The organism is Shewanella holmiensis, from assembly GCF_025370255.1.
GTDB lineage: Bacteria > Pseudomonadota > Gammaproteobacteria > Enterobacterales > Shewanellaceae > Shewanella > Shewanella holmiensis.
Genome location: NZ_JAMTCD010000019.1, coordinates 61,217 through 74,662 on the forward strand (window position 1 = coordinate 61,217; position 13,446 = coordinate 74,662).

Annotated in this window: 9 protein-coding genes and 1 pseudogene; 6 read left to right on the forward strand and 4 right to left on the reverse strand. The window is 40.1% G+C overall.

What is annotated here, in order from left to right:
* Positions 1-52: 52 nt before the first annotated feature.
* Positions 53-4,828, forward strand: coding sequence for an EAL domain-containing protein (locus tag NE535_RS14005; protein WP_261299240.1), 4,776 nt, complete (start codon positions 53-55; stop codon positions 4,826-4,828).
* A 168-nt stretch (positions 4,829-4,996) separates the two neighbouring features.
* Here the strand turns inward: NE535_RS14005 and NE535_RS14010 are convergent, their stop codons facing one another.
* Positions 4,997-5,569 (reverse strand): GGDEF domain-containing protein, encoded by a 573-nt coding sequence (locus tag NE535_RS14010; RefSeq protein ID WP_261299241.1) that lies wholly within the window; start codon positions 5,567-5,569, stop codon positions 4,997-4,999.
* Positions 5,570-5,655: 86 nt separating this feature from the next.
* Complete coding sequence (locus NE535_RS14015; protein WP_261299242.1) at positions 5,656-6,246, reverse strand: transposase; 591 nt, start codon at positions 6,244-6,246, stop codon at positions 5,656-5,658.
* Between NE535_RS14015 and NE535_RS14020 the strand changes: the two are divergent.
* From NE535_RS14020 to NE535_RS14030, 3 genes and pseudogenes are all read left to right on the forward strand, one after another.
* A pseudogene (locus NE535_RS14020) lies at positions 6,228-7,409 on the forward strand (TonB-dependent receptor domain-containing protein); the annotation flags it as partial. The gene NE535_RS14015 and the pseudogene NE535_RS14020 sit on opposite strands and share 19 nt — an antisense overlap.
* Positions 7,410-7,525: 116 nt before the next feature.
* Positions 7,526-7,822, forward strand: a complete 297-nt coding sequence (locus tag NE535_RS14025) for a hypothetical protein (RefSeq protein WP_261299243.1) — start codon at positions 7,526-7,528, stop codon at positions 7,820-7,822.
* Positions 7,823-7,884: 62 nt separating this feature from the next.
* Positions 7,885-8,079, forward strand: coding sequence for a hypothetical protein (locus NE535_RS14030; RefSeq protein WP_261299244.1), 195 nt, complete (start codon positions 7,885-7,887; stop codon positions 8,077-8,079).
* A gap of 268 nt (positions 8,080-8,347) precedes the next feature.
* Here NE535_RS14030 and pyk read toward each other — a convergent pair whose 3' ends face one another.
* A complete protein-coding gene (gene pyk, locus NE535_RS14035) occupies positions 8,348-9,787 on the reverse strand; it encodes a pyruvate kinase (protein ID WP_261299245.1) in 1,440 nt (479 codons plus the stop codon).
* Positions 9,788-10,085: 298 nt separating this feature from the next.
* Positions 10,086-10,940 carry a MurR/RpiR family transcriptional regulator gene (locus NE535_RS14040; RefSeq protein ID WP_261299246.1) on the reverse strand — a complete coding sequence of 285 codons (855 nt, stop codon included), beginning with the start codon at positions 10,938-10,940 and terminating at the stop codon, positions 10,086-10,088.
* A gap of 324 nt (positions 10,941-11,264) precedes the next feature.
* On the opposite strand from NE535_RS14040, the gene zwf reads away from it, so the two are divergent.
* Together zwf and pgl are read left to right on the forward strand one after the other, a co-directional pair.
* On the forward strand, positions 11,265-12,734 hold the full coding sequence (gene zwf / locus NE535_RS14045; RefSeq protein WP_261299247.1) for a glucose-6-phosphate dehydrogenase: 1,470 nt from the start codon (positions 11,265-11,267) through the stop codon (positions 12,732-12,734).
* A gap of 10 nt (positions 12,735-12,744) precedes the next feature.
* Entirely contained in the window at positions 12,745-13,443 is a 699-nt protein-coding gene (pgl, locus tag NE535_RS14050) for a 6-phosphogluconolactonase (RefSeq protein ID WP_261299248.1), read from the forward strand.
* Positions 13,444-13,446 lie beyond the last annotated feature (3 nt).

Below are 13,446 nucleotides of genomic sequence, written 5' to 3' on the forward strand. Positions count from 1 at the left end.
CTATATTCTATAAATGATTTTTTGAAATATTAAGGACTGGAGGCATCCATAATTGACGATTAACTCTAGTATTTCCTTAAAACTTTTCATCCAAGTTATAACTCTGGCGACTATCTATTTTGTACTGGGGATAGCAGGTCTAGAGCTTGCTATGCCTCCTGGTTACGCAACAGCAATATTTCCTGCTGCTGGTATCGCAGTTAGCGCAATCCTATATGGCGGAATTCGATTATTACCAGGAGTGTGGCTGGGTTCATTTTTTCTAAACCTTTGGGTAGCAGGAAGCAGTGAAGCCTTCGAGATACAGTCAGTTTTTATTGCGCTATTAATTGCAATAGGTGCAAGTATTCAGGCGTTAGTCGCCTTGTATCTGGTAAACATTTCACAAATCAATTGGAAAGCGCTGACAACGTTTCGCGAAATTGTACTATTTTTAACATTAGCGTCCCCTTTGGCGAGCTTGGCCTCATCGACTTGGGCTAACATTACGTTATATTTATTTGGCATTATTTCTACGGATTATATTGCATCAAGCTGGTTAAATTGGTGGATTGGTGACACGACTGGCGTACTTTTGTTTGCCCCTATCGCACTTATCCTTCTATATCGTGATAAGGTACTTGCGAAATATCGCTTGCGGACTGTAATCATTCCCACTTTGCTCTCATTATTAATGGTTTTTCCTATTTTTTTCTATGTCGCTAGTAGTGAAAACCATCAAATCAAAAACCGGATGCAAAACACTGGCATTGGGCTAGAACATCATATTAAAAGCAAACTCATTGGTTTTACAGAAACCGTGATATCGCTTAGTAACTTGATGCAAATGTACCCAGATCTCACCTTTACTAAATTTGAAAGCTATACACGCGAGCTATTCACCCTACATCCAGACTTGCATGGGATCGGTTGGAACAAGTATTTTTCTGCCCCTGAACGAGCAAATTTTGAAACTCAGTTAGCTAAACACTTAAACATGCCTACATTTCAAATTACCGAAAAGGACGTACAAGGCAATATCGTTCGCGCTGAAATCCGTGATCACTATGCACCTATAACTTATATATCTCCCTTTGAACCCAATAAAAAAGCTTTAGGCTACGATATTGCTTCAGATCCAGTTAGGTTCAAAGCCATCACACAGGTACTTCAAACGGGACAGCTAGCAATAACATCACCGATTAAACTCGTTCAAGATACAGAACCAAGTACTTCGATATTAGTTATCGCACCTGTAAATAATACACTGAGAGATGCCATATCTGGCTTTGCCGTGGCCTCGGTGCGCATAGAAAATATGATGCATTTTCTGTTTTCACAAGGTTTGATGGAAGATATAGAAATACGACTTGAAGACAAACATGCTCTGAATACTGACAAAACTTTATTTAGTTCACATGTAAAATCCAGTTCAACGAATCAAGAATACCAATGGCAAACCGATATTGATTTTGGTGGTCGTACATGGCAATTAACCCTTATTCCAACAGGCCATTATATTGAGTCTCATCTAACGCTTTTGGCATGGCAAATATTACTTATTGGATTACTTTTCAGCGGGTTATTGCAAATATTATTACTCACGATTACTGGGCAGCATTATCTTGCCAAGACAGCATTACAGCAAAGTGAATCGAGCATACGAGCCATTTTAGATAATGCCCCATTTTTAATTTGGCAGAAAGATACTAATGGCCATTATCTTAATATAAATAAGAAATTAGCCGTTCTCTTGGAGTTGACTGATGCAAGCCAGATACTGGGGAAAACTGATTTTGATATTTGGCCTAAAGAGTTAGCAGAGCATTATCAACTTGATGATGAAGAAGTGTTATCAACTCAAACAACAAAACATATTGAACAAGAGCCTGTAATAGAGGGCGGTCAGACTCGTTATACTGAAACATTCAAAAGCCCGCTAATTGACTCGTTCGGTAAACTGGTAGGAACGATTGGATTTTCCCATGATATAAGTGAAAAGATAAAAGCACGAGAAGCATTAAAGGCAAACGAAACGACCTTCAAAGCCATGATAGAAAGTATTCCAGTGGCGGTCTATGTGTCTTCTGATGTAGAGCAAGTCGCAACCTACATTAACCCTACCTTTACTAAGTTATTTGGCTATACCATCGATGAAGTGCCTTCGGCTGCAACATGGTGGCCTTTAGCTTATCCAGATAAAAGCTATCGTGATCAAATAAGTGAGGAATGGTTATTAAAAGTTGATCAGGCAATTAAAGCCCAATCAGATATTGAGCCAATGGAAGTTATCGTCACTTGCAAGGACGGTTCAAAGAAAAATATTTTATGGGGATTCACGACCCTTAATGATCAAAACTTTGCCTTCGGCTTGAATCTCACCGAACTTAGGCACGCTGAAAATATCGTTTTTGAAAGTGAGGTCAAATTCAAATCACTTATTCAAAATATGAGCGAGGGCTTAGCATTACATGAGCTGGTTTACGATGAGAATAACCAAGCTATAGACTATCGTATACTCGAGGTAAATCGCGCTTTTGAAGCTCAAACGGGAATAACATCAATCAACGCAAGCGGTAAATTAGCGACTGAGGTTTATGGCTTAAATCCTGCCCCTTTTCTGGAAAATTATGCTCAGGTAGTTAAAACAGGCAAGCCTTATAGTTTTGAGGTTTACTTTGAACCACTACAACGCCATTTTAATATTTCAGTTTTTTCACCAATGGCTAATCAATTTGCCACCGTGTTTACTGATATTACAGAACGTAAAAAAGTACAGCAACAGATTGTAGAAAGTGAATCTCGCTTTAGAGAATTATTTCAACAAACACCCATTGCTTATCAATCTTTAGATGCAGAGGGGCGCTTTATTGATGCCAATGAACAGCTTTGTGACATGCTGGGTTATTCTCGAGAAGAAATTTTAGGAATAACATTTGGTGAAATTTGGATGGATGAAATTCAGGATCAATTTCCTTGCCAATTTAAGTCATTTAAAAAAGCGGGCCATGTTAGCACTCAATTAACACTAGAAAAGCGAGATGGCCAGCTTATTACCGTAATATTAAATGGTCGAATTCAAAGAGACACAAAGGGAAACTTTGTAAAAACCCATTGTGTGCTTATCGACATTACTGAGCGTGAAAAAATAGCGCAAGAAATGCGGATTGCAGCCATTGCATTTGAGTCTCAAGAAGGCATGTTTGTAACAGACGTCAATGGCATTATCCTCCGTGCCAACCAGTCATTTACAGCCATCACTGGCTACGAAGTAATTGACGTGATTGGTAAAAAACCTCGCATGTTTAGCTCCGGAAGACACGACGAAAACTTTTATTCAGCTATGTGGAAAAGCATTAACACAACGGGGGCATGGCAAGGTGAAGTATGGAACAAACGTAAAAACGGTCAAATTTATCCAGAGCACCTCAGCATCACTGCGGTAATGAATAATCAACATCAGGTAACCCATTATGTCGCGACCCTAACCGACATTACCGCCAATAAAGCTGCCGAAAATGAGATCCACGCATTGGCATTTCATGATCCTTTAACAAAATTGCCCAACCGACGCTTATTCATGGATCGCTTATCACAGGCCTTGGCTTTGAGCGCTAGGACAGCACACAAAGGGGCTTTGCTGTTCCTTGATATCGATCATTTTAAAACCCTCAATGACACGCTTGGGCATGAACTTGGTGATGTTTTATTACAGCAGGTGGCAGATCGTTTACAAGAAACAATACGTGAACATGACACAGTTGCTCGCCTTGGCGGTGATGAGTTTGTTGTTTTACTAGAGTCTTTGCATAAAGACCTTGATAAAGCCACTGAAGATACAAAACAAGTGGCAAACAAGATTTTATCAAGCCTAAGTCAGACCTATCAACTTGAAGAACATGAATACCATAGCAGTTGTAGCATCGGTGTCATAATGTTTAGCGATCATGATATTTCCCCCGAAGTATTAATCAAACATGCCGATATTGCCATGTATCAGGCTAAACATGATGGTCGCAATGCGATATGTATTTTCAACCCAAAAATGCAAGACCAGATCAATGCTCGCTCTACACTTGAAAATGACATACGTCGTGCCATTTCTGGTGAACAGTTCCAGCTTTACTACCAAGTTCAAGTAGATAAATCAAATCGGCCTTTGGGTGCTGAAGCTCTGATACGCTGGCATCACCCAGAGCGTGGTTTGGTATCGCCTATTGAATTTATTTCTCTTGCTGAAGAAACAGGGCTTATCATACCAATTGGTGAATGGGTACTTAACTCAGCTTGCGCTCAACTAAAATTGTGGCAACAACAGGAACATATGTGTGATTTTATGTTGTCGATTAATGTAAGTGCAAAACAATTCCACCAACCCGACTTTGCCCAAAAAGTTCAATCTATCATTGAGCCATTTGGTATTAATCCACAACGGTTAAAATTTGAACTCACTGAAAGTATGTTACTACAGAATCTTGATGCAACGATTCAGACCATGCTCGCCCTGAAAAAGTTTGGTGTGCAATTCTCGCTTGATGACTTTGGAACAGGATATTCCTCATTGCAATATCTAAAACGCCTACCGCTTGATCAGCTCAAGATAGACCAATCGTTTGTTCGTGATGTTGTCGTCGAAGAAAATGATCGCGCTATCGTGCGGACTATTATTGCTATGGCTGACAGTTTAGGTTTAGATATTATTGCCGAGGGAGTAGAAACTGAACAACAACGCGATATATTGCTAGCGGAAGGCTGTTGTCATTATCAGGGTTACTTGTTTAGTAAACCCATTCCAATTGATGAGTTTGAGGCTAACTCAACCACAACAACTGTCAACTTATCGAGCTGAGGCTAATAAATTCAACTGAACACCTTAATCTAAATTTTCGGCACAACTCACTTTTTCCCATCGTGATATGAGCGTTCATGGAAAATACGATAATGTTTCGCTTGCAATAAATGACGCTAAGGTCGAATAGCTTATTAATCACACTATGGCAACTCAGAAAACTATGAACTACGACGAGATTAAATGACTACATAGTTGATTTTTACCTTTACGCTTTGCTAAGTACATTAGCTCATCAGATTTACACAGTAGGGTTTTGGTATCATTTCCACTCGAAGGGTAGATTGATGCAAGCCCTATGCTTAATGTAGGGAGTTCAGGGAGGTTTTTTAATAAGCGAATAGTGTGCTGAAACTCATAAAGTAATGATTCAGCTTCCTTAAGCGATGTGGTACCAAATAATAAAACAAACTCAGCACCTCCGTATCTAGCAGCTATGTCCCCTGGCCTTATATTTGCTATTGATTTTAGACACTCATCTCCTTGTTGATGGCCATAAGTGTCATTTAACATTTTAAAATTATCAACGTCGATAATTGCCAGTGAAAGAGGTTGTTTCAGGATTCTGCAGCTCAACCATTCATGTTCTAAAAACTCATCAAAAAAACGTCGATTAGCGATGTTAGTTAAACCATCAAGACGCGATAATTTAGCCATTTTATCTTCGATTAGTTTTCTTTCAGTGATGTTTTGATGTGTAATAACAAGATAATCATTTTGATCTATCTTTGATGCTCGCATAATAAACCAGCGTCTTTCACTCGGGCTATGACAGGAGTATTCTATTTGAAAGCAAGTTCGCTTATTGGTTATTCATAGCCTGAACCTTAAGCATTTAAATGTTCCAATATCGACTCCAAGCTGTTGTCTTGCCTAGATTTTGATTGTTGGGCTCGACAGCAGTTTGCAATGATAAATGTTATTGCCCAACCCAGATCAGCCTTCAATTGAATTATTGATTTTCTTGCCAACGATTTCATTATGGGCTCGAACCAACCTTGGGTAGATTTGGCTATTTTAAACATAGATAAACGCACTTTCTTCAACCTCTGGGCGACACGGCCGATATAACGCTTGATGAGTAAACTCAGCAGGCTAGCCCAAATCAACCCTTTGACCAGATGTGGCTGACGCGTAACAAATTTTTTTAGGTTGTTGTGACTTTTCCACTCTTTGAATAGCAGCTCAATCTGCCAGCGAATTCGGTACAGTTTCATAACATCTTTACAGCTAAACTCCTCACGCGGCAAATTAGTCAGCCACCACAGGTAACGCTTGTCTTTCTTTTGCCAAAACAACACCATGCGGCACTTATGTCGTTGCCACTGAACATCAAGTTCGAGTACCTGTGTTCGGACACCACGCCGCTGGTTTAAGTCTTTTAGCTTGAGTCCTGCTTGCGTTATATTTGAACACAAAATGGGGTTTTGACATTGGTGATGTCGGTGTGAACGTTAATTTAGGTGTAAGGTATGAACAAACTGATACCTCAAGCACGGTTAAACAAAGAGTTGAAGAGCAAGTGGTTTGGGCGAGTCCTACCGAGTGGATCATGAAATATGTTGATGGGGGAGATGATAATTATCTTACCCAAACTGGTGATTACGATGTTTGGCTACCTATGTTAGACATTGACGCCGAAGTGATTGAAGACGTAGTGGTTCGTTTTTCTGCAGGCAAAACCATTGCCCGCCCGTTATTGGGTGATATGGTTGCAGGCAGAAGCTTAAGTGGTAGCCCTAAAATTGTTGCTCGTCGAGGGGGAAGTGGCAATCCAGGGCTTCTACCTCTGGAATCATTTAACTTAGACTTGTCTTTGGAATACTACTATGCCGATGCAAGTTATGCAGCGATTGGGTTATTCCACAAGGATGTCGATAACTTTGTTTCACGCTCGACTTCGCAAACTACCATCGACGGACTGCACGATGTATACAATAGTCCACGTTATCTCGAGGCAATTTCACAGCTCGAGAGTGCAGGTACTTCCGTTAATGAAAATAGCATTTTCGCGCAAATGATTTCTAATGGCCATGGTAATGCTGACGGTCAGATTGTACCGTTAGATTCAGATCCTTTAATTGTCTGGGATCTAACAAGCCCAATAAACAGTAATAAAAAATCAGTGCAGGGGATCGAGTTAGCGTTGCAACATGTGTTTGGTGAGTCGGGGTTTGGTCTTGGCGCTAATGGCACATTTGTCGATGGATATGTTGAGTTTGATCCTTATAGCCTAGCACAACAACAACCTCTTGAAGGTTTAGGTAATTCTGCTAACTTCCAAGCTTTCTATGAGAAAGATGGATTATCGGTAAAGTTCACTTATGCTTGGCGTGATAGTTACCTTATTGGTGTAGGCCAATCTCAGGGGTCAGCAGATGCGCCACCACAGTATGCTAAGGATTTTGGTCAGCTTGATGCCAGTATCAACTATGATATTAACGAATATATAACGGTCTTCCTTGAGGGGATAAACCTTAATAATGAAGTTGAGCAAGGCTATGGTCGATTTGAAGAGCAATTCCTATTTGCTCGTCAGTACGGCAGCCGTTACGCATTAGGTGCTCGAGTGACTTTTTAATCCTACGATAAAGGGGCGATATATAGAAGTATACACAACTAAAACGCTGAGCACTCGCTCAGCGTTTTTCCAAGTGGCGTTTGTAGTAATCAAATATATTGTTGAAGGTATTATCGATGCTTAATAGGTACTCAATTGCAGCTATCTGTTTGATGGTTGTTGTCGTTACTTCTTATGTATTCCAGTTTTATTTTAATCTGGGGTATGAGCTCTCAGAACAGCTCTCTGATTGGGTTGATTTTGGTGGTTTCTTTAATGGGCTTGTTAGTCCACTGCTTAGCTTTGTCTCTTTGGTATTGCTGATTCAGTCCTTAAATCCACAAAATCAAGCTAATACAGAGCTTAGGGCTGAAGTACAGCTGAACCATAAAAACGAACAGCTGAGATCATTTGAGACTTATTTTTTGGGCTAATAGAAGCGCAGCGAGCTTCATTTTCAAATTTCAAATTTGAATTCAAGGAAGATGTTAAAACTTTGGAAGGAGTATGCGCAATACGTGCGCTTGAAGATCGGATTGCAGCTTTTCGTGAATGCAATGCACAAGATACTGAAATAGAAAAAATGATCTGTATGCAGTTTATGGATTACCCATCGGCTGACTATCTAAAAAACAACAGTGAGTTCATGGCTGTATTAACAGATCTAGGCGGAGGAGCGGATCACTATTAAGTCTTTTGAAGTCTGTTTGTAACGGTTATAATTTAGTGGAGGCAAGGTAAACTTTTATAAAAAGTAAATTGAAACACAGCTTTTTCTAAAACGTTTATGTCCAAAAATGAGTTTGAAATAAATCAATGATCTCAAGTTGAAGTTTTCAAATAAACAAAAACGCCAATCATATGATTGGCGTTTTGATTTTAGCAAAGTACCTAAACCAAATGTTTAGATGTTGCTGCTCATTACTTAAGTCAGTTATTCACTTAAGCCATTAATGCACTTAAGCAACGACAAGTACTTTACAGGTATTGGTTCCACCAATCGTTTCCATTGCATCGCCTTTGGTCATTAATACCATGTCACCACTGCTTAAGTAGCCAGCTGCAACCATAGTGTTTAATGCTTCACGCGCTAACTCGTCTGCACCATATGCAGTTGAGTCAAAGAACATTGGTTGCACACCACGATACATTGCCATTCTTGCTAACGTTTTTTCATGACGTGATAGGGCAAAAATCGGTAATGAAGAGCTAATACGAGACATAAGTTTCGCCGTTGCACCCGATTCGGTTAACGAAATAATGGCTTTAACACCTTCAAGGTGGTTTGCTGCATACATAGTAGACAGCGCAATGGTTTCTTCAATCGAGGTGAAGCTTTGCTCTAAACGATGCTTAGACACTTTCACGCTTGGGTGAGATTCAGCACCAACACACACGTTTGCCATGGCTTTAACGGTTTCTTCAGGGAAGTCACCTGCAGCTGTTTCGGCTGATAACATAACCGCATCAGTACCATCTAACACTGCGTTAGCAACGTCCATCACTTCTGCACGAGTTGGCATTGGGCTTGAAATCATAGATTCCATCATTTGAGTCGCTGTGATAACAGCTTTGTTCAATTGACGTGAACGTTGAATTAAACGTTTCTGAACGGCAACTAATGCAGCATCACCAATCTCAACACCTAAGTCACCACGGGCAACCATAACAACATCAGATGCTCGAATAACATCATCCATAGCTTCATCAGTTGCAACCGCTTCAGCGCGTTCTACTTTTGCAACGATCAGTGCATTGCTACCCGCTTCAAGTGCTAATTTACGCGCTAAGTCTAAATCAGCACCAGTACGTGGGAATGATACCGCTAAATAGTCAACATCAATTAATGCAGCTGTTTTAATGTCAGCCATATCTTTTTCAGTTAATGCAGGCGCCGTTAAACCACCACCTTGCTTGTTGATACCTTTATTGTTTGATAAAGGACCCGCAACCGTAACGCTGGTGAAAACTTTGTTACCTTCAACGCTGTCTACGCGTAATTGCACACGACCGTCATCCAGCATCAAAATATCACCAATAACGACGTCTCTTGGTAATTCTTTGTAGTCGATACCGACTTGTTGATGATCGCCTTCACCTTTGGCTAAATCAGCATCAAGAATGAATTTGTCACCTAAAGAAAGCTTAATTTTCATGTTGTCTTTAAATGTAGACACACGAATTTTTGGCCCTTGTAAGTCGCCTAAGATAGCAACATGTTTGCCTAACTCTTTGGCAATAGCACGTACATCGTTAGCGCGTTTCAAATGGTCTTCTGGAGAACCATGAGAGAAGTTCATACGAACAACGTTGGCACCGGCTTTAATAATTTTACGTAAATTATCATCGCGGTCAGTTGCTGGGCCTAGAGTGGTAACGATTTTAGTTCTGCGGAACATGACATACTCCGTTAAATTTAAAGGAAAGATTAAAATTGGCTATTAAAAGTACGCTTTGATTCTGGTACTAAAAATGATGGATATATAGTAGCAGAGATTTATGTCAAATGTAGTAAAGTTACAAACAAAATATCAGTATTTAATGTGTATATTTTGTGACAGAGAAAAGGTTTTTCATAAAAAAAGGCTAAAACACCTAAGTGATCAGCCTTTGATTTGAATTATTTATCTATGACAGAACAAATGTCATAAAGATAATTTTGTTGTAACTCACAGTCAAAATATGCGTAATTGTTGATTAAATAGTCAAATCTTTGTTAACACGTGATTCTTTTAGTACTTCTTTTACGCGTTTTAGATTATCTCTAAAGCGAGGGCCACGGCGCAGTGTGAAGCCTGTTGCCAGTACGTCAATGGTCACTAATTGTGCTAATCGAGATGCCATTGGTAAATACAGATCAGTATCTTCTGGAACTTCCATGGTGACAGGCAAAGTACACTCAAGTGATAAAGGTGAATTACGCGCGGTAATACCAATAACCGCTGCACCGTTTTCACGCGCAATACGTGCAATTTCAATGAGTGATTTAGTTCTACCTGTATGAGAAATTAACACCACAACGTCACCTTCATTTGAGTTAATACAACTCATTCGTTGCATGAGTACATCATCAAAACAGATAACAGGCACGTTAAAACGGAAGAATTTGTTTTGTGCATCATGGGCAACAGAAGAGGAGGCGCCTAGACCAAAAAATGAAATTGTTTTGGCCTGGGTCAAGATATCTACGGCTTTATTTACTGCGGCGATATCGAGGCTTTGACGGGCTGTATCAAGCGATGCCATTGAAGATTCGAAGATTTTTGTGGTGTAAGACTCAGGGCTATCGTCTTCTTCTACATGGCGGCTAACATAAGGTGTGCCATTCGCAAGACTTTGAGCCAAATGTAACTTAAAATCAGGGAAGCCCTTTGTGTCTAAACGACGACAAAAACGGTTTACTGTTGGTTCACTCACATCGGCCATTTTTGCTAATGTGGCAATGCTGGAGTGAATGGCTGTTTGCGGCGAGGCTAAAATAACTTCGGCTACTTTACGTTCAGACTTACTAAATTTTGCCAGGTTGTTTTGAACCTTTTCAAGTGTATTCATAATCATGCATCCGCAAATATTGGGTAATGTAATTTTATATCAGAAGTCAGTGCAATAGAGGGAATTAAGTTGTTTTTATACCTTCTGAAAGTCAACTGTAGTAAATTTTCAATTGTTCTTTCAATTGCGAAACTTCTGTTACTGTCTATGAGTGTTGAAAATCATAGCAGATAACGTACCAAAATGACTATATGCTAAACAAGAGATTAATTTCAAAATATTGATGCATATTTTAAATTCTGTTGTTATATTACAACAAAAGTGTGTTTTTATTCATCGTTTAAGACGATGTGAGCACAAGATAATAAAGGAGAGCTTTCAGCAATGGGCAAATCATCAGGTGCAAAGGCGTGTGATTTTGTGTTGTTCGGTACCAAAGGGGACCTAGCAAGACGTAAACTTTTACCTTCACTCTACCAATTAGATAAAGCCGAGTTATTGGATAAGGACACTAAAGTTATTGGTGTCGCAAAAGATGCCTTTACTCAAGAAGAGTTCATTGAACTAGTTAGCAAGGCATTAAACACATTTGTGAAGGATGAAATTTGTCCTACAACACTTGAGCGTTTTTTGGCCCGTTGTCATTATATCGGCACAGATTTTACTCAGCCTGAAGGTTACCAAGCTTTCCATGATTTATTAGAGCCGAAAAAGCGTGTAATGGTAAATTACTTCGCTACGCCTCCTTCTATCTTCGGCGCCATTTGTCGTTGTCTTAATGCACAAAAATTGATTCACCCAGATACTCGTGTGGTACTCGAAAAGCCAATTGGTACCGATTTAGAATCTTCCCATGTGATCAACGATCAAGTTGCTGAGTTCTTTAACGAGAATCAGGTATATCGTATTGACCATTATTTAGGTAAAGAAACGGTTCAAAACCTGATTGCACTTCGCTTTGCTAACTCGCTATTCGCTTCTAAATGGGATAACCGCACAATCGATCATGTACAGATCACGGTTGCCGAAGAAGTGGGTATTGAAGGACGTTGGGGCTACTTTGACGGCGCAGGTCAAATGCGTGACATGATCCAGAACCATTTATTACAGGTGCTGAGTTTAGTCGCGATGGACCCTCCTGTAACACTTGATGCTGATAATATTCGTGACGAAAAAGTGAAAGTGCTGAAATCACTTCGCCCAATCAATCAAGATAACGTTTATGAAAATACGGTTCGCGGCCAATATAGCGCAGGTTTCTTAAAAGGTTCGCCAGTTCCTGGTTACCTTGAAGAAGAGGGCGCTAACCTCAAATCACATACAGAAACCTTTGTGGCGCTGCGTGTTGATATTGATAACTGGCGTTGGGCGGGTGTGCCGTTTTATTTGCGTAGTGGCAAGCGTATGCCATTTAAAAGCAGTGAAATTGTGGTTTATTTTAAAAACCCACCGCACAATTTATATCGTTCAAGCTACCGTAACCTGCCACCAAACAAGTTAACTATTCGTCTACAGCCCCACGAAGGTGTTGAAATTCAGATGATGAATAAGGTGCCAGGCCTTGAGCAAAAACAACGTCTGCAAACCACTAAACTTGATTTAAGCTTCTCTGACACATTCAAAAATGAACGCATTGCCGATGCATATGAGCGTTTGTTACTTGAAGCTATGCTTGGTAATCAAGCGCTATTTGTGCGTCGCGACGAAGTTGAGCAAGCATGGAAATGGGTTGACGGGATCATTCAGGCTTGGGAACAAAGTGGTGAACGTCCAAAATCTTACCCAGCAGGAACATGGGGCCCAGTCGCGTCAGTGGCGTTAATTACTAAAGACGGTCGCTCTTGGGATGAATAAGGAAACCAACATGATTAAAGAATCTGTATTTAAATCATTTGATTCGCCAGCCAGTCTTGAATCGACATTAGCCGATAAAATTGCCCATCAATTACAACATGCTATTGATAGTCGAGGTAAAGCTAGCCTAGTAGTTTCAGGCGGCTCAACACCGTTGAAATTATTTCAACTACTTAGCCATAAAACATTGGAATGGAGTGAGGTTTACATCACACTAGCTGATGAACGCTGGGTTGAGTCTGATGAAAAAGATTCAAATGAAAGGTTGGTTAGAGAGCATCTTCTTCAGAATCGCGCTGCTAATGCAAAATTCCGTGGTTTAAAAAATATGTTTGCAACCCCTGAAGCGGGCGCTGCAATGGCAGGTGAATCACTTGCAAATTTCCCTCGTCCTTTTGATGTGGTGGTATTGGGCATGGGAACTGATGGACATACCTGTTCATGGTTTCCTTGTAGCAAAGAATTAGATCATGCGTTAACTACGCAAGATATGTGTGCGGCTGTCAATCCAACAACTGCACCACATGCCAGAATCACATTATCAAAAGATGCCATTTTAAATAGCCGTCAAATTTATTTACACCTTGTCGGTGAAGCTAAATTATCAGTTTATCATCAAGCTTTAGAAAATGATGACGTAACAAAAATGCCTATTAGAGCAGTATTAGCGCAGCGTAAAACGCCCGTTGATGTGTTCTACAGCGCATAAAGG

Coding starts and splice junctions, on each gene's coding strand:
- NE535_RS14010 (WP_261299241.1), bottom strand. CDS start 5,569: ATGCGAGCATCAAAGATAGATCAAAATGATTATCTTGTTATTACACAT.
- NE535_RS14025 (WP_261299243.1), top strand. CDS start 7,526: ATGCTTAATAGGTACTCAATTGCAGCTATCTGTTTGATGGTTGTTGTC.
- pyk (WP_261299245.1), bottom strand. CDS start 9,787: ATGTTCCGCAGAACTAAAATCGTTACCACTCTAGGCCCAGCAACTGAC.
- NE535_RS14040 (WP_261299246.1), bottom strand. CDS start 10,940: ATGAATACACTTGAAAAGGTTCAAAACAACCTGGCAAAATTTAGTAAG.
- zwf (WP_261299247.1), top strand. CDS start 11,265: ATGGGCAAATCATCAGGTGCAAAGGCGTGTGATTTTGTGTTGTTCGGT.
- pgl (WP_261299248.1), top strand. CDS start 12,745: ATGATTAAAGAATCTGTATTTAAATCATTTGATTCGCCAGCCAGTCTT.